Origin of the sequence: Vibrio sp. K4 (assembly GCF_051122595.1) — a bacterium.
Taxonomy (GTDB): domain Bacteria; phylum Pseudomonadota; class Gammaproteobacteria; order Enterobacterales; family Vibrionaceae; genus Vibrio; species Vibrio owensii.
The window spans coordinates 638,202-659,625 of sequence record NZ_CP178577.1; the positions used below are offsets into that span (position 1 = coordinate 638,202).

The 21,424-nt window shown below is 47.9% G+C and carries 21 protein-coding genes; 20 read left to right on the forward strand and 1 reads right to left on the reverse strand.

Translation table 11 applies throughout. From position 1 onward, the window contains the following. Positions 1-10: 10 nt before the first annotated feature. The 10 genes from fliS (at position 11) to fliJ (ending at position 10,775) form a co-directional block, all read left to right on the forward strand. Entirely contained in the window at positions 11-421 is a 411-nt protein-coding gene (gene fliS / locus ACLIIY_RS02990; RefSeq protein WP_005438665.1) for a flagellar export chaperone FliS, read from the forward strand. Positions 422-707: 286 nt separating this feature from the next. Beyond that, the gene (locus ACLIIY_RS02995; protein WP_005438666.1) at positions 708-2,174 is read left to right on the forward strand and encodes a sigma-54 dependent transcriptional regulator; all 1,467 of its coding nucleotides are present in this window, start codon (positions 708-710) and stop codon (positions 2,172-2,174) included. A gap of 192 nt (positions 2,175-2,366) precedes the next feature. Continuing rightward, positions 2,367-3,398, forward strand: coding sequence for a sensor histidine kinase (locus ACLIIY_RS03000; RefSeq protein WP_005438668.1), 1,032 nt, complete (start codon positions 2,367-2,369; stop codon positions 3,396-3,398). Between the two features lie 36 nt (positions 3,399-3,434). Continuing rightward, positions 3,435-4,844 (forward strand): sigma-54-dependent transcriptional regulator, encoded by a 1,410-nt coding sequence (locus ACLIIY_RS03005; RefSeq protein WP_041057872.1) that lies wholly within the window; start codon positions 3,435-3,437, stop codon positions 4,842-4,844. A gap of 126 nt (positions 4,845-4,970) precedes the next feature. Then, positions 4,971-5,282, forward strand: a complete 312-nt coding sequence (gene fliE / locus ACLIIY_RS03010; RefSeq protein WP_005438670.1) for a flagellar hook-basal body complex protein FliE — start codon at positions 4,971-4,973, stop codon at positions 5,280-5,282. Positions 5,283-5,297: 15 nt separating this feature from the next. Beyond that, positions 5,298-7,040: a flagellar basal-body MS-ring/collar protein FliF gene (gene fliF / locus ACLIIY_RS03015; RefSeq protein WP_005438677.1), complete on the forward strand. Its 1,743-nt coding sequence runs from the start codon at positions 5,298-5,300 to the stop codon at positions 7,038-7,040. Further along, complete coding sequence (gene fliG / locus ACLIIY_RS03020) at positions 7,033-8,088, forward strand: flagellar motor switch protein FliG (protein ID WP_005438679.1); 1,056 nt, start codon at positions 7,033-7,035, stop codon at positions 8,086-8,088. The genes fliF and fliG overlap by 8 nt, the downstream gene beginning before the upstream one ends. A 113-nt stretch (positions 8,089-8,201) precedes the next feature. Further along, positions 8,202-9,002 (forward strand): flagellar assembly protein FliH, encoded by an 801-nt coding sequence (fliH, locus tag ACLIIY_RS03025; RefSeq protein WP_039842490.1) that lies wholly within the window; start codon positions 8,202-8,204, stop codon positions 9,000-9,002. A 3-nt stretch (positions 9,003-9,005) separates the two neighbouring features. Next, on the forward strand, positions 9,006-10,325 hold the full coding sequence (gene fliI, locus ACLIIY_RS03030; protein WP_005433019.1) for a flagellar protein export ATPase FliI: 1,320 nt from the start codon (positions 9,006-9,008) through the stop codon (positions 10,323-10,325). Positions 10,326-10,331: 6 nt separating this feature from the next. Then, positions 10,332-10,775 (forward strand): flagellar export protein FliJ, encoded by a 444-nt coding sequence (gene fliJ, locus ACLIIY_RS03035; RefSeq protein ID WP_005438686.1) that lies wholly within the window; start codon positions 10,332-10,334, stop codon positions 10,773-10,775. A gap of 36 nt (positions 10,776-10,811) precedes the next feature. Here the strand turns inward: fliJ and ACLIIY_RS03040 are convergent, their stop codons facing one another. Next, positions 10,812-11,126, reverse strand: coding sequence for an NIPSNAP family protein (locus tag ACLIIY_RS03040; protein ID WP_434528098.1), 315 nt, complete (start codon positions 11,124-11,126; stop codon positions 10,812-10,814). Between the two features lie 282 nt (positions 11,127-11,408). Between ACLIIY_RS03040 and ACLIIY_RS03045 the strand changes: the two genes are divergently transcribed. The 10 genes from ACLIIY_RS03045 (at position 11,409) to flhA (ending at position 21,409) form a co-directional block, all read left to right on the forward strand. Continuing rightward, entirely contained in the window at positions 11,409-13,466 is a 2,058-nt protein-coding gene (locus ACLIIY_RS03045; protein WP_434528099.1) for a flagellar hook-length control protein FliK, read from the forward strand. Between the two features lie 38 nt (positions 13,467-13,504). Then, positions 13,505-14,005: a flagellar basal body-associated protein FliL gene (gene fliL, locus ACLIIY_RS03050; protein WP_005438693.1), complete on the forward strand. Its 501-nt coding sequence runs from the start codon at positions 13,505-13,507 to the stop codon at positions 14,003-14,005. Positions 14,006-14,012: 7 nt separating this feature from the next. Continuing rightward, positions 14,013-15,059 carry a flagellar motor switch protein FliM gene (fliM, locus tag ACLIIY_RS03055; RefSeq protein WP_005438695.1) on the forward strand — a complete coding sequence of 349 codons (1,047 nt, stop codon included), beginning with the start codon at positions 14,013-14,015 and terminating at the stop codon, positions 15,057-15,059. Positions 15,060-15,160: 101 nt separating this feature from the next. Next, entirely contained in the window at positions 15,161-15,571 is a 411-nt protein-coding gene (gene fliN / locus ACLIIY_RS03060; protein WP_005438697.1) for a flagellar motor switch protein FliN, read from the forward strand. 1 nt (position 15,572) lies between these two features. Further along, positions 15,573-15,986 carry a flagellar biosynthetic protein FliO gene (gene fliO, locus ACLIIY_RS03065; RefSeq protein ID WP_005438699.1) on the forward strand — a complete coding sequence of 138 codons (414 nt, stop codon included), beginning with the start codon at positions 15,573-15,575 and terminating at the stop codon, positions 15,984-15,986. Continuing rightward, the gene (gene fliP, locus ACLIIY_RS03070; protein WP_032802991.1) at positions 15,973-16,842 is read left to right on the forward strand and encodes a flagellar type III secretion system pore protein FliP; all 870 of its coding nucleotides are present in this window, start codon (positions 15,973-15,975) and stop codon (positions 16,840-16,842) included. The genes fliO and fliP overlap by 14 nt, the downstream gene beginning before the upstream one ends. A 27-nt stretch (positions 16,843-16,869) precedes the next feature. Beyond that, positions 16,870-17,139, forward strand: coding sequence for a flagellar biosynthesis protein FliQ (gene fliQ / locus ACLIIY_RS03075; RefSeq protein ID WP_005433008.1), 270 nt, complete (start codon positions 16,870-16,872; stop codon positions 17,137-17,139). Positions 17,140-17,147: 8 nt separating this feature from the next. Continuing rightward, positions 17,148-17,930 carry a flagellar biosynthetic protein FliR gene (gene fliR / locus ACLIIY_RS03080; protein WP_005438703.1) on the forward strand — a complete coding sequence of 261 codons (783 nt, stop codon included), beginning with the start codon at positions 17,148-17,150 and terminating at the stop codon, positions 17,928-17,930. A 9-nt stretch (positions 17,931-17,939) separates the two neighbouring features. Further along, a complete protein-coding gene (gene flhB / locus ACLIIY_RS03085) occupies positions 17,940-19,070 on the forward strand; it encodes a flagellar biosynthesis protein FlhB (RefSeq protein ID WP_038896138.1) in 1,131 nt (376 codons plus the stop codon). A 239-nt stretch (positions 19,071-19,309) separates the two neighbouring features. Beyond that, positions 19,310-21,409, forward strand: coding sequence for a flagellar biosynthesis protein FlhA (gene flhA, locus ACLIIY_RS03090; protein WP_005438706.1), 2,100 nt, complete (start codon positions 19,310-19,312; stop codon positions 21,407-21,409). The last annotated feature ends 15 nt before the right edge of the window (positions 21,410-21,424 follow it).

Genomic DNA, 21,424 nt, shown 5'->3' on the forward strand with positions numbered 1-21,424 from the left:
GAGGAATACTATGCGCGGTTCTTTGCAAGCATACAAAAAGGTATCAGTCGACAGCCAATTGAGCGCGGCTTCTCCGCACAAAGTCATTCAAATGCTAATGGCGGGTGCAATTGAGCGTCTGATCCAAGGTAAAGCAGCAATGCAAGCAGGCAACATTCCTGCAAAAGGTGAGCGTCTGGGTAAAGCGTTGGACATCATCATCGCACTGCGCAGCTGTCTGTCTATGGACGACGGTGGTGATATTGCATCAAACTTAGATTCACTTTACGAGTTCATGATCACTCAGATCTCGGCAGCGAACCACCAAAACGATCCTCAACCGATCGACGATGTTATCGACATTATTCGTGAGATCAAATCAGCTTGGGACCAGATCCCAACTGAGTTTCACAACTTAACGGCTGCTGAAGTAGGCATTTAATAGATAAAACAATACCTTACTTATTTGGTAGGGTATTGTGTCTGATTGCACAGAAAGTCGTTCAGTAAAGTTACAATCAAGCTCACACCTCTTTATTGCTTGGTTGCCTTATTTTTTTATTCAAATAAAATAGAAGTCATTAGTGGCCCCTAATGGCTTTTTTTTGTTGCTGATTTTCCTATTTTGTCTATCGTTAATTGAGAGTGGTCCCACCTTTCTGACACTCAATTGCGCAAATCAAGGTTTGGCCGCAACACACCCATAATAAAGGCAATCATTCTTACTTATGCAAGGTTTGGCAAAGCTGCTTGTAATCGATGACGATGCACCAAGTCGTTTGAATATAAGCAATATATTGGAATTTGTTGGAGAAAGTTGCGAAGCTGTCAGTTCTGATCAGCTAGGCGATGTAGACTGGTCTAGCGTTTGGTCAGGTTGCATTGTTGGTAACATCTCTGCAGGTCGTGCTGCGACAGCGGTGATGACCCACCTCAACGAAGCGTACCATATCCCCCTTCTGGTTCTGGGTTCTTTCCCACTACCTGTCGATGACTTGCCAAATTTTGTCGGTGAATTAGAACAACCTTTAAACTACCCACAACTTAGCGAGGCGTTACGTCACTGCAAAGACTTCCTTGGTCGCAAAGGCGTTAATGTCGTCGCAAGTGCGCGCAAAAATACCCTTTTCCGTAGTCTTGTTGGTCAAAGCCGAGGCATTCAAGAAGTTCGTCATTTGATTGAACAAGTATCAGGCACAGAAGCAAATGTGCTGATCTTGGGTGAGTCTGGCACGGGTAAAGAAGTCGTCGCACGTAACATTCACTACCATTCTGCCTATCGTAATGGCCCGTTTGTGCCAATCAACTGTGGCGCGATCCCACCAGAGCTTCTGGAAAGTGAGCTGTTTGGTCATGAGAAAGGAGCGTTCACTGGCGCGTTGACCTCACGTAAAGGCCGTTTTGAACTAGCCGAGGGTGGTACGATCTTCCTTGATGAGATTGGTGATATGCCAATGTCGATGCAAGTGAAGTTGCTGCGTGTTCTGCAAGAGCGTTGTTTTGAGCGCGTAGGTGGCAACACCACGATCAAAGTAAACGTTCGTGTTGTAGCCGCAACGCACCGCGATCTAGAAACTATGATCGACGACGGCACGTTCCGTGAAGACCTTTTCTACCGCTTGAATGTTTTCCCAATCGAGATGCCTGCGCTAAAAGCACGTAAGCAAGACATCCCTTTGTTGTTACAAGAGCTAATGACGCGCTTGGAAGCAGAAGGCGGACAACCTATTTGCTTCACTCCTCGTGCGATTAACTCGTTGATGGAACACAACTGGCCGGGTAACGTTCGTGAACTTGCCAACCTTGTTGAGCGCATGATCATTCTCTACCCAAACAGTTTGGTCGATGTAAACCATCTGCCGACCAAGTACCGTTACAGTGATATTCCTGAGTTCCAACCAGAAGGTAACCCGTTTACTTCGGTTGAAGAACAAGAGCGTGACGTGTTCCAAGACATCTTCTCTGAGAACTTCAGTTTTGAAGATCAAAGCGATCTGGACCACAACATGAATGCCCCTCAAGCTTTACCGCCAGAAGGCGTGAACTTGAAAGAGCTTCTAGCCGATATGGAGGTCAACATGATCAGCCAAGCGTTAGAAGCACAAGGTGGTGTCGTAGCAAGAGCTGCTGACATGCTGGGTATGCGACGCACGACTTTGGTGGAGAAGATGCGCAAATACAACCTACAACGCTAGGTTTTATCTGACGCCGAAGTAAGCACTTTCCATTGCGCTTGTTGTCTTTTCCGACAAGAAAAGCACACTTTTCCTAGTGTCAACTTCTTGTCGTTAGTATAACGCTATGATAAATATAGAAAATAGCTTGGTACGCTAATTGCTTACCAAGCTATTTTAGTTTTTAAATGGCGATATTTCGACAGGCAGTGAATGGACAATAATACCAACCAATCCCATTTAGACTCGGTAGAGAATCAGGTCGAGCGTTATAAGCAGGTTTTGGATGTGATGCCCGCAGGTGTGATCTTATTGGATACACACGGTGTGGTACGCGAAGCCAACCCAGAAGCGCACCGTATCCTTGAGATCCCACTGGTCAACGAGAAATGGTTCAACATCATCCAAGTGGTATTTGATCCGCGCGAAGATGATGGTCATGAAGTCTCACTGCGTAATGGCCGTAAGGTTCGTTTGGCGATCTCGGCCTCTGCGACGGGTCAACTTATCCTGATCACTGACCTAACAGAAACGCGTTTGCTGCAATCTCGCGTGAGTGACTTGCAGCGCTTGTCATCGCTTGGTCGCATGGTGGCTTCTTTGGCTCACCAAGTGAGAACGCCATTATCGAGCGCCATGCTATATGCATCCAATTTAGGTGCGCCAAATCTCCCTCCGGCGACAAGAGAGCGATTCCAAAGCAAATTAATGGATCGACTGCACGATTTGGAGAAGCAGGTTAATGATATGCTGCTTTTTGCCAAAGGTGGTGATAATAAAGTCATTAAGCCTTTTAACATTGCTCAGCTTGTTGCCGAATATCAGCCGATGGTGGAAACCGCGCTGAAGAACAACAGCATCGACTACTTCCTAGAAGTCGAAGAAGAGAACACTGAGCTGTTAGGCAACGCTAACGCCATTGCTTCAGCACTGAGTAATTTAGTGATGAACGCGATTCAGATGTCTGGAAAGGAATCGCAAATAGATGTCTTTTTCCGCCCGGTGAACGGTGAACTGCGCATTTCTGTGCAAGACAGCGGTCCGGGTGTACCAAAAGAACTGCAAGCAAAAATCATGGAGCCATTCTTTACCACGCGTTCTCAAGGAACCGGGTTAGGGCTCGCTGTGGTTCAAATGGTTTGCCGTGCCCATGACGGTCGATTGGAACTTATTTCAGAGCAGGGTGATGGAGCCTGCTTTACCATGTGCATTCCGCTAGAGCGAGTGCAAGCAGAAGCGCAATAAGCGGCTTTTGTCGATAACAATTACTGGAGAATCATAATGGCGCAAAGCAAAGTGCTGATCGTAGAAGACGATGAAGGTCTTCGTGAAGCCCTAGTGGATACTCTGGCTCTGGCAGGGTACGAGTGGTTAGAAGCCGATTGTGCAGAAGACGCTTTAGTGAAGCTGAAGTCGAACGCGGTGGATATCGTGGTTTCTGATGTACAAATGGCGGGCATGGGCGGTTTGGCTCTGCTACGCAATATCAAACAGAATTGGCCAAACTTGCCAGTTCTTCTTATGACGGCTTACGCAAACATTGAAGACGCAGTGTCGGCAATGAAAGAAGGTGCGATTGATTACATGGCAAAGCCATTTGCACCAGAAGTTTTGCTGAATATGGTGAGCCGTTACGCACCAATCAAAAGTGATGACAACGGTGATGCCGTCGTTGCGGACGAGAAAAGTCTGCGCCTACTTGCGTTAGCTGACAAAGTGGCACGCACTGATGCTAACGTAATGATCTTGGGCCCAAGCGGCTCAGGTAAAGAAGTGATGTCTCGTTACATCCACAATGCTTCAAATCGTAAAGACGGTCCTTTTGTTGCGATTAACTGTGCGGCGATTCCAGACAACATGCTGGAAGCGACACTATTTGGTTACGAGAAAGGCGCGTTTACTGGCGCTGTTCAAGCGTGTCCGGGTAAGTTTGAACAAGCCCAAGGCGGAACGATTTTGCTGGATGAAATCAGTGAAATGGATTTGAGCCTACAAGCGAAACTACTGCGAGTTCTTCAAGAGCGTGAAGTGGAGCGTTTGGGTAGCCGTAAGAGCATCAAACTGGACGTTCGTGTATTAGCAACCAGTAACCGTGACCTTAAGCAGTACGTTTCAGAAGGCAACTTCCGTGAAGACTTGTACTACCGCTTGAACGTATTCCCAATCTCATGGCCTGCACTTTGTGAGCGTAAAGGTGACATCTCGCCACTTGCGCAGCACCTTGCTGAACGCCATTGCAGTAAAATGGGCATGCCAGTGCCTAAGTTCTCTCAAGTCGCGTTAGATAAGCTGCTTCAATACCCATGGCCGGGTAACGTTCGTGAGTTGGATAACGTGGTTCAACGTGCTCTGATTTTGAGTGAAAACGGTGACATTGATGCAGAACACATTTTGCTAGAAGGTGTAGATTGGCAAGATGCCAGCAGCTTGCAACGTGTTGTACAAAATGCAGAAGTCGTGGTGCCAGATGTTAAGCCAGTCGCGCAAGCAGAATCTATCAACCGTGTTGCCGCTGGTGGTGAAGGACTCGGTGGTGAACTGCGTGACCAAGAATACGCGATCATTTTGGAAACGCTGATCGAATGTAACGGTCGTCGTAAAGAAATGGCAGAGAAGCTGGGCATCAGTCCACGTACTTTGCGCTATAAACTTGCCAAAATGCGTGACGCTGGTATCGATATTCCGGCTTAGTATTCACATAAATAGCCATAGGACAAAAGTGTGGGTACACTACGGCACTATTGTCTTATGGCACAGTAATTGCTGTGTCAATAATCAGTTTTATTTAATAGTCAAACTTTTGGCTTAGAGGTGACAATGAAAGTTGATGGTATTCAGGCAGAAATGCGCGCCATGATGGTGGAAGCGACCAATACCGCTCCCGTTGCAACAGGTGCGAAAGTTGGGGCAGATTTTGGTGATCTCCTAACGAAAGCCATCAATAACGTAAACTCACTTCAAAAAGCATCGGGCGATCTGCAAACGCGTTTCGACCGTGGTGATGCCGATGTTTCCCTTTCTGACGTTATGATTGCTCGTAACAAGTCCAGTGTTGCATTTGATGCCACTGTACAAATCCGCAATAAGCTCGTTGAGTCCTACAAGGACCTCATGAACATGCCAGTGTAATTTTAGGTAATAAGTGTGGCAGACAAGTCTACAGATTTAACCGTCACTGACGGCGGCGCAGATGGTGCACTGATCGCTGGCTCAGATTTGGATGTGGATAGCCAAAACCCAGATCTTGAAGAGCGCAGTGCGTCAAAATTCGATATGGCAGTAGGGGACCTCGATTTACTTCGTCAGGTCGTATTAGTGCTGTCCATCTCTATCTGTGTTGCGTTGATCGTGATGCTTTTCTTCTGGGTGAAAGAACCGGAAATGCGCCCGCTTGGTGCATACGAAACCGAAGAACTGATCCCAGTGCTGGATTACCTCGACCAGCAAAAAATCAATTACAAGCTAGATGGCAACACCATTTCTGTGGAATCGAGTGATTACAACTCGATCAAGCTGGGCATGGTGCGTGCGGGCGTGAACCAAGCAACAGCGGCAGGCGATGACATTCTGCTACAAGACATGGGCTTTGGTGTATCACAACGTTTGGAACAAGAACGTTTGAAGCTCAGCCGCGAACGCCAACTTGCGCAAGCGATTGAAGAGATGAAGCAGGTACGCAAAGCGCGTGTGTTACTCGCTCTGCCAAAACACAGTGTGTTTGTTCGTCATAACCAAGAAGCGTCTGCTTCAGTCTTTTTGACGCTCTCTACAGGCGCAAACCTAAAACAACAAGAAGTGGATTCCATCGTTGATATGGTGGCGAGTGCTGTTCCGGGCATGAAGACCTCTCGTATTACAGTAACCGATCAACACGGTCGTCTGCTTAGCTCAGGTTCTCAAGACCCTGCGTCTGCGGCTCGTCGTAAAGAACAAGAGCTAGAGCGCAGCCAAGAGCAAGCGCTGCGCGAGAAGATTGATTCTGTTCTCCTACCAATCCTAGGTTTTGGTAACTACACCGCTCAGGTCGATATCCAAATGGATTTCAGCACTGTTGAGCAAACTCGTAAGAACTTCGATCCGAATACCCCAGCAACGCGCAGTGAATACGCGCTAGAAGATTACAACAACGGCAATATGGTTGCGGGCATTCCTGGTGCTCTGAGTAACCAACCGCCGGCCGATGCGTCGATTCCTCAAGATGTGGCGCAGATGAAAGACGGTTCGCTGACTGGCCAAGGCTCAGTACGTAAAGAATCAACCCGTAACTTTGAACTCGACACCACCATCAGTCACGAGCGTAAGCAAACTGGCACATTGGCGCGTCAAACCGTTTCGGTAGCGATCAAAGACCGTCGCACCGTAAACCCAGATACGGGTGAAGTGACTTACACGCCGCTCTCAGAATCAGAAATTAATGCCATTCGCCAAGTGCTGATTGGTACCGTTGGTTTTGATCAAAACCGTGGTGACTTGCTAAACGTTCTTAGCGTGAAGTTTGCTGAGCCAGAGCTTGAGCAAATGGTTGATCCACCAATTTGGGAACATCCAAACTTCAACGATTGGGTTCGTTGGTTCGCGAGTGCGTTGGTGATCATCGTGGTTATCTTGGTTCTGGTTCGCCCAGCAATGAAGAAACTGCTTAACCCTGCGAGCACCGACGAAGACGAAATGTACGGACCAGATGGCTTGCCAATTGGTGCGGATGGTGAAACCAGCCTAATTGGTAGCGACATCGAAAGCGGTGAACTGTTTGAGTTTGGTTCAAGCATTGATTTGCCTAACCTTCACAAAGATGAAGATGTACTTAAAGCAGTACGTGCTCTGGTAGCAAACGAACCAGAACTTGCTGCTCAAGTTGTGAAAAACTGGATGAACGAAAATGGCTAACGATATCGTACCTCAAGATGAAAATGGCGTAGGTGTTCCTGCGGAGTTTGATGTCTCTAGCATGACAGGTGAAGAAAAAGCGGCGATTTTGCTGCTCAGCCTGAACGAAGGCGACGCCGCTGGCATCATCCGTCACTTGGAACCAAAGCAGGTTCAACGTGTTGGTAGTGCAATGGCGCGCGCGAAAGATCTGAGCCAAGACAAAGTGTCTGGTGTGCATCGTGCGTTTTTAGAAGACATCCAGAAATACACCAACATCGGTATGGGCAGCGAAGACTTTATGCGTAATGCGCTGGTGGCTGCTCTGGGTGAAGACAAAGCAAACAACTTGGTCGACCAAATCCTATTGGGTACTGGCTCGAAAGGTCTGGATTCACTCAAGTGGATGGACCCTCGCCAAGTGGCAAGTATCATCGTCAACGAACACCCGCAGATTCAAACCATCGTACTTTCGTACTTGGAAGCAGACCAATCGGCAGAAATCCTTTCTCAGTTCCCAGAGCGTGTGCGTCTGGATCTGATGATGCGTATTGCCAACCTAGAAGAAGTTCAGCCATCGGCACTGGCAGAGCTGAACGAAATCATGGAGAAACAGTTCGCAGGTCAAGCAGGTGCACAAGCAGCGAAGATTGGCGGCTTGAAGGCAGCAGCAGAAATCATGAACTACCTAGACAACAACGTCGAAGGTATCTTGATGGAGCAAATCCGCGACCAAGACGAAGACATGGCAACACAAATCCAAGATCTCATGTTCGTATTCGAGAACTTGGTGGAAGTGGACGACCAAGGTATTCAGAAATTGCTGCGTGACGTTCCTCAAGACGTTCTGCAACGTGCACTTAAAGGTGCCGATGACTCTCTACGTGAGAAAGTCTTCAAGAACATGTCTAAGCGTGCAGCTGAGATGATGCGTGACGATATCGAAGCAATGCCACCAGTTCGTGTTGCAGACGTGGAAGCGGCGCAAAAAGAAATCTTGGCGATTGCTCGTCGTATGGCAGATGCTGGCGAAATCATGCTGTCTGGCGGCGCAGACGAGTTCTTATAATCCTTTCTTATTCCTCCTGCTTAAGTGGGAGGAATGCACTTCCTTAGTCGCGCATTTTTCAAAGCACTTTATTTTTAAAATCAATTTCAACATAGACAGATTGTAGGTTAAGCATGGCTGGCGATAGAAAACGTGGATTTATCCGTCCTGATGAAGACGATGCGATGATCGAACCGCAGCGCTGGGGGTTGCCTGATTATGGTGAGCCGAAAGCAAAGCAAGCCAAGCAAACCGCGTTTAACTACGATCCAGGTTGGGTGCCAAACTTTGACGAGCCAGAAGAAGAACAAGCGCTTGAACTGACAGAAGAACAGATTGAGTTGATCAAGCAAGGCGCTTATCAAGAAGGTCTGTATCAAGGTCAAGAAGCAGGCTTTAAGCAAGGTTACGACAAAGGCAAAGAAGAAGGCATTCAAGCAGGCCATGCAGAAGGTCTTGAACTCGGTAAAGCGGAAGGTGTTACCGCTGGGCAAGAGTACATCCAGCAGCAGGTGGAAACCTTCATGAACTTGGCTAACCAGTTTGCTCAACCTTTAGAGCTGATGAACGCTCAGGTTGAAAAGCAGTTGGTGGACATGGTGCTGTGCCTAGTTAAAGAAGTTGTGCATGTGGAAGTGCAAACCAACCCTCAAATTATTCTCGATACCGTAAAACAATCTGTCGAAGCGTTGCCAATTTCTGGCCATCCAATTACTTTGCACCTGAACCCAGACGATGTCGCGATCATCCGCTCCGCATACGGCGAAGAAGAACTTGATTGCCGCAATTGGACATTGGTTGCAGAGCCAGCATTAAATCGTGGTGATGTACAAATTGCTGCTGGCGAATCGAGCATTAACTACCGCATGGAAGAGCGCGTGAAAAGCGTGCTGAACAGCTTTTGTGGCGCAAACCGCCATCAAGGGGGCGAATAATCCATGCAAGCCTTAGCTGACCGTTTAAAGAACTACAAAGTTGAAGGGCTGACCACGCGTCCGGTTGCTTCAGGCAAGCTTGTGCGTGTTGTTGGCTTAACTTTGGAAGCGACAGGCTGTCGTGCTCCGATTGGCAGTTTGTGTTTGGTCGAAACCATGTCCGGTCATATGGAAGCGGAAGTGGTGGGCTTTTCCGGTGATAACCTTTTCTTAATGCCGAGTGAGCAAATCACGGGCATCTTACCTGGCGCGAAAGTGACGCCTTTAACCAGCGAAGCGGGTTTGCCCGTTGGTATGGAACTGCTTGGGCGTGTGATTGATGGTGTGGGTAACCCACTTGACGGCCTTGGCCCGCTTTATACCGATCACCGCGCTTCTTTCAACGCTGAGCCAATTAACCCATTAGCGCGTAAGCCGATTTCTGAGCCACTTGATGTTGGTTTAAAAGCCATCAACGGCTTATTGACGGTCGGTAAAGGTCAACGTATCGGTCTGTTTGCGGGTTCTGGTGTGGGTAAATCGGTCACCCTTGGCATGATGACGCGAGGCACGACGGCACAAGTTGTTGTCGTTGGTCTGATTGGTGAACGTGGACGCGAAGTAAAAGAATTTATTGAAGAGATTTTGGGTGAAGACGGACGCCGTCGTTCTGTGGTGGTAGCTGCTCCAGCCGATGCTTCGCCTTTGATGCGCCTGAAGGGCTGTCAAACTGCACTGACGATTGCCGAATACTTTCGTGACCAAGGATTAGATGTTCTTCTATTGATGGACTCTCTGACGCGTTTTGCTCAAGCGCAGCGTGAGATTGCATTGTCTGTGGGTGAACCGCCTGCAACCAAAGGTTATCCGCCTTCGGTATTTGCTAAATTGCCTGCCTTGGTGGAACGTGCTGGTAACGGTGGTGATGATCAAGGTTCGATCACCGCGTTCTTTACTGTTCTGACCGAAGGTGACGATCTACAAGATCCGATCGCCGATGCGTCACGTGCGATCCTCGATGGTCACATTGTCTTATCTCGTGAAATGGCGGACGCAGGACACTACCCAGCCATCGATGTCGAGAAATCGGTGAGCCGTGTTATGCCACAAATCACCACAGAAGAGCACGTGTTGATGTCGAAAGCGGTGCGTCAGGTGTTGTCGATTTGCCGTAAAAACCAAGACTTGGTTTCGATTGGCGCTTATAAACCGGGTACCGATCCTGCTATCGATGGCGCATTCACCCTCAAGCCAAAACTGGACGAGTACTTGCAGCAGCGCATGAAAGAGTCTGTGCCTTATGACATGTGCGTCAACATGTTGAAGAGCATCTTGGGTGGGTAATAGCGTATGAATAACGCCATGGAGTTCCTACTTGATCAGGCAAAAGAGCGCGAAGATCAAGCAGTACTCGCGCTCAATAAAGCACGCTCGGAGCTTGAAGATTACTACCGCCAAGTAGAGCAAATTGAAAAGTACCGCTTAGATTACTGCCAGCAGTTGGTAGACCGTGGTATGGCGGGACTCACCGCAAGCCAATACGGCCACTTAAACCGCTTCTTAACCCAGCTTGATGAAACGCTTTCCAAGCAAAAGCAGGCAGAAAACCACTTTAAAGAGCAGGTGGTGAACTGCCAAGATTACTGGTTAAACATGCGTAAAGAACGGATGTCTTACGAGTGGATGATTGAAAAGCGCGAGAAAGAAAAGCAAATTGCGGAAGCTAAACGTGAGCAAAAGCAGATGGATGAGTTTTCTACCTTGCTGTATAGCCGGAAACCGCAACGTTTTTAAGCGTTTCTCATCGTTATATCGCGCAAGTGCTGCTGGTTATATATCTACTGATTCAAGCAAGGTCACTTTGACGGAGTCTTGCTCTATCAACTCAAACACTTTTGGTCGAATCTCGCGAATCCACCATTCATTGTAGGTCTCTGCGTATATCGTTTGTCGCGCTTGTTCACTGTCGAACTCACGCAACCAGACAAAGTAATCATGCCCATCTTCACCCGTGTGAACATAGGTGTTTAAGACACGCATGCCTTTGGAACGCTGGTAGGGCAGCAACTCGTCTTTCATCCATGTTAACCATAGCTCTGTTTTGCCAGTCTTAATTTTATATTGGCGGAGTTCTGTGACTTTCAAAGCGATTCCTTGTTGATTGAGCAAGGCTTCTGTTTACGCTCCCACCAATGAATAGTCAAATTATGATGATGGTTTACGCATCTTTGATGTCGTTTAGGGATATCGCAAAGTTGATCTTTGTTCCACTGATGTTGCCTCACTTAACCGTCAGAAATTCCACACTATGCGTTGGCGTGATTTTTGCAATTTAGCCGTCAGTATCGGGTCTTTTGACCTAAGTTTGCCGCCTATGTGCAATCCGACAGCGAGTTACTCAACGCTGCCGATGACGAGAGTTTCTATATGAATGTGAATTTATCCAATGTTTCTGCAACCAATAAGACGTCGGTTTCCGATTCTTCAAGTAAAGTTGCTGCAGAAAACCCTGAAAGCAAAGGTTTTTTTGAAACCTTAGCCGGGGTATTTACTGATTCACAAAAAGCCGAAAAAGCGGTGGCAAAATCTGATGCGCCAGACGTATCGGTACAAAACACAGATGAGGCGACAAAAGTAGCATCGGCAGGCCCAGAAGGTGAGAGCCAAGAAAAAGTCGTTGATACTGTGGATGGCGAGAAAGTGGCATCTGCAGAATCAACCGATGAGCTACTTGCTCAAGGCGACGGTAAACAAGTTGCGAGCAGCAAAGTGGGTGAGCTTTCAGATAGCGAATCGGCTTCTAGCAGCGTTAAAGAAACAAATTCATCAGAAGGCGATGCAATCCAGTCAGCAGCAAATGGTGCGTCAAGCCAAGTTGAACAAGGTACGATAACAAAACAAACGCAACCTAATGATGTCGACGCTTCTGAACAGGCGCCCAATGCTCAAGTGAAAAGTGCGATGGGTGAAGGCCAACAATTGTTGGGTCGTATTGAGCAAGCAAACCAAACGCTTAAGCCTAATGAGCAATTAGTTGATAGCGGCAAAGCATTGCCACCAGAGGCAGTATCAACACAAAGCGTTGCTCAACAGGAAAAAGGCACCCCGCTTACTCCAGAACAACAAGCAATGCTTTTTGCTAAGCAATCCGACCCACAAAGCGGCGCGGCGCAGCCTGCTGGCAGTGACAAAGTGACGTTGGATGCCAATGGCAAACCCGTTGTATTGACGACGGAATCAGCCTCGAATGTACAAGCAGCAAACACAAATCAAGCGGCTCCAGTTGCCGCGCAAATTGATTGGAACTCGCCAAGTACTCAGGCTGTTCACGCAGAAGCAACGGTGAATGCGACAACTCAAGCCGCGGTTAACGGTCAAGTTGTGGCTCAAGGTGCTCAGTCGATGGTTGGTGGAGAAGTATTGCAAACGGCATTGCCAGTCGAGGCTGAAATCTCTGAAGTAAAACGTATTTCTCTTGATGAGCTGCACGTCATTGATACTAAGTTAGCGCAGGGTAAGCCTCTTTCACAACAAGAACTTGATGTGATTGAAGGGCTAAAAACGGGTGAGCTGGTTGCGGATATTCCTGTGCAAGAATTAGCGCAATTCGCGGCTTTACCAAGCGATGTAAAAGTGGCGATAGCAGAGCATCAAGCCGCTTCTAGCCAAACTCGTGTTGCGGCGTCTTCAGTGACGGCTCAACAAGCTCATCAGCTAGCCACGCAGGACATGAAGCACGCTGCAGCTCAAGCGAGTGCGCATACAGCCGTATCCCCAAATGCTGACAAAGCAGCGTTATCTGCAATGCCAGAAGCGCTAGTGGCAGCAAATTTGAACCCAGCGGCGCAGGCTGCTTCTAGTGCAGAGCTAAGCAAGAAAGTGATGAATGCTGGTCTTGCTGCAGGCGCATTGAAGGGCGCTTCAAGTAAGCAAGATAAACCGGAACCACAACATGGTTTAGCGGGACAAATTCAAGCGACAGCAGGTCAACAAGGCGTGACAGCTCAGCAACAAGCGCGAGTCGATGCTGCGCAGCAAGCACAGTTACCATTGCAACTAACCAAAGAACTGGCCAACGACCAAGTGGCAGAGAAAGTACAAATGATGATGTCGAAGAACTTAAAGAACCTCGATATCCGTCTTGACCCGCCAGAGCTTGGTCGTATGCAGATCCGCATGACAATGAACAACGATCTTGCCAATGTGCATTTTACGGTGGCAAACCCGCAAGCTCGTGACTTGATTGAACAAACTTTACCTCGCCTGAGAGAGATGTTGGCTCAGCAAGGTATGCAATTAGCGGATTCTTCGGTTCAGCAACAGAGCAGTGGTCAGCAACAAAGTGGCTACGCGAATGCGGAACAAAACGGTCAAGGCTCTCAAGGTCGTGGATTTTCTGGTCAGTCAGATGAAAACTTTGATGCCGACACGAATCTTGATTTGAATGTGGTTTCAAAGCGTGATGGAATTAGTTTTTACGCATAAAATAGCGGCCTAAAAAAGCAGAACAATAAGAGACAGTAATGGCAGAAGAACAGCTACAGGGTGCGGATGCACCAAAAGGAAAGAGTAAGTTACTGATCATCATTATCGCAGTGGTGGTTTTGCTTATCGGTGGTGGTGCGGCAGCTTTCTTTTTAATGGGTTCTGATGAACCTGCGCAAGCGGCACAAACCGAGCAGGCACAAGCGCAAACGGCAGCAGCGCCAATTGCGTACGTGAACATTGCACAACCGTTTATTTTTAACGTGACGGGAGATCGTCGCGATAGACTGGTACAAATCAAAGCGCAACTGATGGTGCGTGGCAGCGAGAATGAGCAATTAGCTCGTTACCATTCTCCACTGATAGAGAGTTCACTGCTATCAACATTTGCTTCAGCGACCGTGGAGCAACTTCGTTCTCCAACAGGACGAACTGAGCTACGTGATCGCGCTTCTGATGATATCAAAGCCGCACTGAATGCCGCTGTTGGTAAGCCAGTGATTGAGAAAGTACTGTTTACAGATTTTGTAATTCAATAGGTATAACGTGACCGATCTATTAAGCCAAGACGAGATTGATGCGCTTCTGCATGGGGTTGACGATGTTGATGACGTCGATGAACCCATAGATAACGACACCGAGGGTGCCGTCAGTTTCGATTTCTCGTCTCAAGACAGGATTGTCCGTGGTCGAATGCCGACGCTCGAACTTATCAATGAGCGTTTTGCCCGACACATGCGAATCAGCCTGTTTAACATGTTGCGTAAAACCGCTGAAGTGTCGATCAACGGCGTGCAGATGATGAAGTTTGGTGAATACCAAAATACCCTGTACGTTCCGACAAGTTTGAACATGGTGCGCTTCCGTCCACTTAAAGGTACGGCGCTGATCACCATGGAAGCACGCTTGGTGTTTATTCTGGTAGAGAACTTCTTTGGTGGTGATGGCCGTTTCCACGCCAAAATTGAAGGTCGTGAATTTACCCCAACTGAGCGTCGCATCATCCAGCTTCTGCTGAAAATTGTTTTCGAAGACTACAAAGAAGCGTGGTCGCCAGTAATGGGTGTGGAATTTGAATACCTCGATTCTGAAGTAAACCCAAGCATGGCGAACATCGTCAGCCCGACCGAAGTGATCGTCGTGAGCTCATTCCATATCGAAGTCGATGGCGGCGGTGGTGATTTCCACGTGGTTATGCCTTATTCGATGGTGGAACCAATCCGCGAACTGCTTGATGCGGGTGTTCAATCCGACAAGATGGAAACTGACGTACGTTGGAGCTCGGCACTGCGTGAAGAGATCATGGATTGCCCAGTCAACTTCCGTGTGAATCTGCTAGAGAAAGACATCTCTTTGCGTGATTTGATGGAGCTGCAACCGGGCGACGTGATCCCGATTGAAATGCCAGAACACGCCACCATGTTCATCGAAGACTTACCAACTTACCGTGTGAAAATGGGTCGCTCCGAAGACAAGATGGCGGTGCAGATCTCTGAAGAGATCGAACGCCCACACGTAGTAAAAACAGATTTAGCGTTCTTGGGTAAAGACATCATGTCTGAACTTGAAAACGACGACGATACAGACGATTAAAACCCTTACTCATTACAATCGCCTCGCTTTGTTCTCTGTTATCGACAACAAAGAATGAAGCCAGAAGTATGGCGCAGTAAGGTTTAACACAGGACAGAAAAATGGAACCAAGTGACGATCAAAAGCTAGCAGACGAATGGGCAGCCGCTCTTGGCGAAGACCCGTCTGCACCTTCAATTGATGTTGATGAAATATTGGCAGCGCCACTGGAAGAGTTAAAAGACACCTCGGCTCCAATTACGGAAGATGAGCGTCGTAAGCTCGACACTATCATGGATATTCCAGTGACCATTTCGATGGAAGTGGGGCGCTCACAAATCAGTATCCGTAACCTACTGCAATTGAACCAAGGTTCGGTTGTAGAGCTTGATCGCCTAGCGGGTGAATCGCTCGATGTACTGGTTAACGGTACTTTGATTGCGCACGGCGAAGTCGTTGTCGTCAACGATAAGTTTGGTATTCGTCTAACTGACGTGATCAGCCAAACTGAACGCATCAAAAAGCTGCGTTAATATGAGCAGTTCAATCAAAACGCGATTGAAGCAAATTACAGGAGCACTCGGCTTAATGCTGAGTGCTCCTTATGCATTTGCTGCCGCGCCAACGAGTTTGGATCTTGCGACCACGTTAGGTTCTTTAGTGCTGGTTATTGGTGTGATTTTATTCCTGGCTTGGTTGCTAAAGCGCATGCAAGTACCAGCAATGGGTCAACAAAAAGGGCTACGAATTGTTAGCCAGTTACCAGTCGGTACCAAAGAGCGCATTGCGGTTGTGCAAGTCGGTGAAGAACAGTTTTTGGTGGGCATTACCAGCCAATCTATCCAAACCCTAGCCAAGCTTGAAAAGCCATTGAAAGAGGAAGAGTTGGCGACCAGCGCCTTCGCGAGTCAATTTAGCCAACTGATAAAAAAACATGACAAAGGATAATTCAATCCGCCTAATGCTGAGCACTTTTATGCTGCTCGTTGGCGTGCTGTTTTCTTCACTTTCGTTTGCGCAGGCAGAGGAATCGCCATTGCCTTCTAACCTTGCACAAGGTGATAGTGTGACGGTTCAGGCGATGGAAAACGAGTCGGGCTCAAGCCGAAGTATGTCAGTGGGCAATGGTGGAGGGATTCCTGCCTTTACCATGACGACCAATGCCGATGGCAGCGAAGACTACTCGGTTACGCTACAAATTCTTGCGCTGATGACCATGCTTGGCTTCTTGCCAGCCATGGTGATTTTGATGACGTCGTTTACCCGTATCGTGGTGGTGATGTCTATCTTGCGACAGGCTATGGGTCTACAACAAACACCATCTAACCAAGTCATTATTGGTATCGCGCTATTTTTGACGTTCTTTATCATGTCACCTGTTTTGAATGAAATTAACGATCAAGCGGTACAACCTTATTTGAACGAGCAAGTGACAGCACGTGAAGCCTTTGATGCGGCACAAGCACCGATGAAAGCGTTCATGCTTAAACAGACTCGAATTAAAGATTTGGAAACGTTCGTCAATATGTCTGGCGAAGAGGTGACAAACCCAGAAGACGTTTCGATGGCAGTGTTGATTCCTGCTTTCATTACCTCAGAGCTTAAGACAGCGTTCCAAATCGGTTTCATGTTGTTCTTGCCGTTTTTGATCATCGACTTGGTTGTCGCCTCGGTATTGATGGCAATGGGTATGATGATGCTCTCGCCAATGATCGTATCGCTACCATTTAAGCTGATGCTGTTTGTGCTGGTGGATGGTTGGAACTTGATATTGTCGACACTCGCCGGCAGTTTTGCCCTTTAGATTGGCACAGAGAGAAGAGGGTAAGACATGACTCCAGAAATGTTTGTCGAGCTTTTCCGTGATGCACTGTGGATGGTGCTGATCATGGTCTGTGCCATCATTATCCCAAGTTTGCTTATTGGTCTTGTCGTCGCTATTTTCCAAGCGGCAACCTCTATCAACGAACAAACGTTGAGTTTTTTACCGCGTTTGATTGTGACCTTGTTGGCGTTAATGTTGTTTGGCCACTGGATGACCCAAATGTTGATGGAATACTTCTTCGGCTTGATTGAACGCCTACCCCAGGTGCTTTACTAGAGGCGCGTATGGAGTATCCGACCCATATCGTCCTCGACTGGATCGCAAACTACTTTTGGCCCTATACCCGTATTTCTGCCATGTTGATGGTAATGACGGTAACCGGGGCTCGTTTTGTCTCGCCTCGAATTCGTCTCTACCTCGGTTTAGCCATTACCTTTGCGGTTGCCCCTGCGATTCCTGCTGTACCTCAAGATATTGAGCTGCTCTCTTTCCGTGGTTTTATGACCATTGCCGAGCAAATCATTATTGGTGTTGCGATGGGCATGGTGACCCAGTTTATGATCCAGACCTTTGTACTACTTGGTCAGATCTTAGGTATGCAATCGAGCTTGGGTTTTGCCTCTATGGTGGACCCTGCTAACGGCCAAAACACCCCTTTGCTTGGTCAGCTATTTATGTTCTTGGCGACCATGTTCTTCCTTGCTACCGATGGGCATTTGAAAATGCTGCAATTGGTGGTGTTTAGTTTCAAAACCTTGCCGATTGGGTCTGGCTCGCTCAATGCGGTCGATTTCCGTGAAATGGCGAGTTGGCTTGGTATCATGTTTAAGACGGCATTGAGTATGTCGTTGTCGGGCATTATCGCGCTGCTCACGATTAACTTGTCATTCGGTGTAATGACACGTGCCGCACCACAGCTGAATATCTTCTCGCTTGGTTTTGCCTTTGCCTTGATGGTGGGCTTGTTACTTTGTTGGTACATTCTGGCTGGCTTGTACAGTCATTATGAATTGTTCTGGGCAGTGGGTGAGGAACAGATTTGTAACCTCATTCGCTTGGATTGCTAGGAGGCTGGATTGGCAGAGTCAGACGGTCAGGAACGTACCGAAGAAGCCACGCCCCGACGGTTACAACAAGCCAGAGAAAAGGGGCAGGTTGCTCGGTCTAAAGAGCTCGCATCAGCTTCAGTGCTGATTGTAGGTGCTATCGCCTTAATGTGGTTTGGCGAGTCTTTGGCGCGCTCGCTGTTTTCGATCATGAGTCGTTTGTTTGATCTCAAACGCGATGAAATCTTCGATACCGCTAAGTTATTCGACATTGCGTTTGGTGCGATGACGGATCTGCTGTTCCCACTATTCCTAATCCTCATTACCTTGTTTGTTGCTGCCATGATTGGAGCCGCAGGGGTGGGGGGCATAAGTTTTTCTGCTGAAGCGGCAATGCCAAAGCTTTCCAAGATGAACCCGCTCAGTGGTCTAAAGCGTATGGTGGGCATGCAAAGTTGGGTTGAGCTGATCAAATCGATTTTAAAAGTTGCGTTGGTAACAGGGATGGCGATCTACCTGATTCAAGCGTCACAAGCGGATTTGATTCAGCTAAGCATGGATGTGTATCCGCAAAACATCTTTCATGCTTTGGATATCTTGCTCAACTTCATCCTGCTGATCAGTTGTTCTTTGCTCATCGTTGTGGCGATTGATATTCCGTTTCAGATTTGGCAACACGCTGATCAGCTTAAAATGACCAAACAAGAGATCAAAGACGAATACAAAGAGACCGAAGGTAAGCCTGAAGTGAAAGGTCGTATTCGTATGTTGCAACGTGAAGCAGCTCAGCGTCGAATGATGGCCGATGTGCCACAGGCGGACGTTATCATTACCAACCCAGAGCACTTCTCTGTCGCGTTGCGTTATAAGCAGAAAACCGACCGTGCGCCAGTGGTGATTGCCAAAGGTACTGACCATATGGCAATGAAGATCCGAGAAGTAGCGCGCGAACACGATATTACTATCGTACCCGCTCCGCCATTGGCGCGTGCGCTCTACCACACCACAGAGTTGGAGCAGGAAATTCCAGACGGCTTGTTTACCGCCGTAGCGCAAGTTCTGGCGTTCGTTTTCCAACTTAAGCAGTATCGTAAACGTGGCGGTCAACGACCGAAAATTCAGGATTACGACCTACCAATCCCACCTGAACATCGTCACTAATGAAAATAATTGCATGGTGTGATTAGACAAAAATTCACATTAGATCAAAGGATTGTGATTTCTTTGAGCAACTAGTCATTATTTTGGCGTTAATCATGGTACACACATTGCTTAAATCGCGCTAATCAACAACAATACCTAAACTTTTAGGCGAAAGCTGTCGCGTAATACTAGTTACATGTGTGTACTTACATGCCTCTGTTACGTGATGCTCCAGACCGATTGAGACACCTCGCAGTATGAAGTTAAGCCTGCCATTTGCAGATAAATTACCCAAAATTCCACAGCGCTCCATGCCCGCCATTGGTGCGCCTGTTATGGTATTGGCCACCCTTGCAATGGTGGTGCTACCTATACCTGCATTCCTGCTGGATTTATTCTTCACCTTTAACATCGCCTTAGCCATGGTGGTGTTGTTAGTGACCGTTTACACACGTCGTCCACTCGACTTTGCGGCTTTCCCAACCGTTCTGCTTATCGCGACGTTATTACGCTTGGCGTTGAACGTTGCTTCAACCCGTGTGGTACTTCTATACGGCCACGAAGGGGGCAATGCAGCTGGTAACGTAATCGAAGCTTTCGGTAACGTTGTTATCGGTGGTAACTACGCCGTCGGTCTGGTGGTCTTCCTTATCTTGATGATCATTAACTTCATGGTTGTAACCAAAGGTGCGGGTCGTATTTCTGAGGTAAGTGCTCGCTTCACCTTGGATGCCTTACCGGGTAAACAGATGGCGATCGATGCGGACTTGAACGCCGGTTTGATTGACCAAGACCAAGCGCGTTTACGCCGTTTTGAAGTGACCAAAGAAGCGGACTTTTACGGCTCAATGGACGGTGCGTCTAAATTCGTAAAAGGTGATGCGATTGCAGGTATTTTAATTCTGTTCATCAACATCATTGGCGGTCTATCAATTGGTATGGCGCAATATGGTTTGGGCTTCTCTGAAGCCATGCAAATCTACACCTTGCTGACTATCGGTGACGGCTTGGTAGCACAAATTCCATCGCTACTACTTTCTATCGCGGCTGCGATGATGGTAACGCGTCAAAATACTGATGAAGACATGGGCGAGCAGCTGATTTTCCAGATGTTCGACAACCCGAAAGCCCTCATGATCACCGCCGCGATTCTTGGTGTTATGGGTATCGTGCCGGGTATGCCTCATTTCTCATTCTTGTCATTAGCGGTTATTGCTGGTGGTGCAGCTTACTGGCTCGACAAGAAGCAAAAACAAAAAGCCAAAGAACCCGCCTTACCCGCCAAAGCGGAAGATGGCAGTGAACCGATTTCTCAACGCGAATTGTCGTGGGATGACGTGCAACCCGTCGACATCATCGGTCTAGAAGTAGGCTATCGCTTGATTCCGTTGGTGGATCGTGACCAAGGTGGTGAGCTGCTTGAGCGTGTCAAAGGGGTGCGTAAAAAGCTTTCTCAAGACTTTGGTTTCCTTATCCCTGCGGTTCATATCCGTGACAACTTAGAACTAACGCCAAACAGCTACCGTATCACCTTAATGGGTGTTGCCGTTGGTGAGGCCGAGATTCGTCCAGACCAAGAGTTGGCAATTAACCCGGGTCAGGTTTACGGCATGATTGAAGGCGAGCCAACCATGGATCCGGCATTCGGTCTAGAAGCGGTTTGGATTCGTGAAGAGCAGCGTGAACACGCCCAAGCATTAGGCTATACCGTGGTGGACTCATCCACGGTACTAGCTACCCATTTGAGCCAACTGCTGACCAACAACGCGTCACAACTGATTGGTCATGAAGAAGTACAGAACCTATTGGAAATGCTCGGTCGCAGTGCGCCTAAATTGGTGGAGAACTTTGTTCCTGACCAACTTCAGCTTGGTGTAGTGGTGAAAGTGCTGCAGAACCTGCTCAATGAAGCGATCCCAATTCGCGATATTCGAACCATCGTGCAAACCTTGGCGGAGTACTCGAGTAAGAGTCAAGAACCTGACATTTTGACTGCCGCAGTTCGTATCAGTTTGAAACGTCTAATTGTTCAGGAAATCAATGGTATAGAGCCTGAACTACCAGTGATAACACTCATTCCTGAGCTGGAACAAATCTTGCATCAAACCATGCAGGCTTCAGGCGGCGAATCCGCTGGTATTGAACCGGGATTAGCTGAGCGACTTCAGTCCTCTCTGAGCCAAGCGACACAAGAGCAAGAACTGAAAGGCGAGCCTGCGGTTCTGCTGACATCTGGCGTATTGCGTTCCACATTAGCGAAGTTCGTTAAGAACACAATACCGAACCTCCGCGTACTGTCTTACCAAGAAATACCGGACGAAAAGCAGATCAGAATTGTGCAAGCCGTGGGCAACTAAGCCTGCGCATCATTA

What these genes read in the sequence shown, in the direction of transcription:
- ACLIIY_RS03000 (WP_005438668.1), top strand. Translation starts at nt 2,367, where the DNA reads ATGGACAATAATACCAACCAATCCCATTTAGACTCGGTAGAGAATCAG.
- fliJ (WP_005438686.1), top strand. Translation starts at nt 10,332, where the DNA reads ATGAATAACGCCATGGAGTTCCTACTTGATCAGGCAAAAGAGCGCGAA.
- fliG (WP_005438679.1), top strand. Translation starts at nt 7,033, where the DNA reads ATGGCTAACGATATCGTACCTCAAGATGAAAATGGCGTAGGTGTTCCT.
- ACLIIY_RS03045 (WP_434528099.1), top strand. Translation starts at nt 11,409, where the DNA reads ATGAATGTGAATTTATCCAATGTTTCTGCAACCAATAAGACGTCGGTT.
- fliP (WP_032802991.1), top strand. Translation starts at nt 15,973, where the DNA reads ATGACAAAGGATAATTCAATCCGCCTAATGCTGAGCACTTTTATGCTG.
- fliN (WP_005438697.1), top strand. Translation starts at nt 15,161, where the DNA reads ATGGAACCAAGTGACGATCAAAAGCTAGCAGACGAATGGGCAGCCGCT.
- ACLIIY_RS03005 (WP_041057872.1), top strand. Translation starts at nt 3,435, where the DNA reads ATGGCGCAAAGCAAAGTGCTGATCGTAGAAGACGATGAAGGTCTTCGT.
- fliE (WP_005438670.1), top strand. Translation starts at nt 4,971, where the DNA reads ATGAAAGTTGATGGTATTCAGGCAGAAATGCGCGCCATGATGGTGGAA.
- ACLIIY_RS02995 (WP_005438666.1), top strand. Translation starts at nt 708, where the DNA reads ATGCAAGGTTTGGCAAAGCTGCTTGTAATCGATGACGATGCACCAAGT.
- flhA (WP_005438706.1), top strand. Translation starts at nt 19,310, where the DNA reads ATGAAGTTAAGCCTGCCATTTGCAGATAAATTACCCAAAATTCCACAG.
- fliS (WP_005438665.1), top strand. Translation starts at nt 11, where the DNA reads ATGCGCGGTTCTTTGCAAGCATACAAAAAGGTATCAGTCGACAGCCAA.
- fliH (WP_039842490.1), top strand. Translation starts at nt 8,202, where the DNA reads ATGGCTGGCGATAGAAAACGTGGATTTATCCGTCCTGATGAAGACGAT.
- fliI (WP_005433019.1), top strand. Translation starts at nt 9,006, where the DNA reads ATGCAAGCCTTAGCTGACCGTTTAAAGAACTACAAAGTTGAAGGGCTG.
- fliR (WP_005438703.1), top strand. Translation starts at nt 17,148, where the DNA reads ATGGAGTATCCGACCCATATCGTCCTCGACTGGATCGCAAACTACTTT.
- fliL (WP_005438693.1), top strand. Translation starts at nt 13,505, where the DNA reads ATGGCAGAAGAACAGCTACAGGGTGCGGATGCACCAAAAGGAAAGAGT.
- fliO (WP_005438699.1), top strand. Translation starts at nt 15,573, where the DNA reads ATGAGCAGTTCAATCAAAACGCGATTGAAGCAAATTACAGGAGCACTC.
- fliQ (WP_005433008.1), top strand. Translation starts at nt 16,870, where the DNA reads ATGACTCCAGAAATGTTTGTCGAGCTTTTCCGTGATGCACTGTGGATG.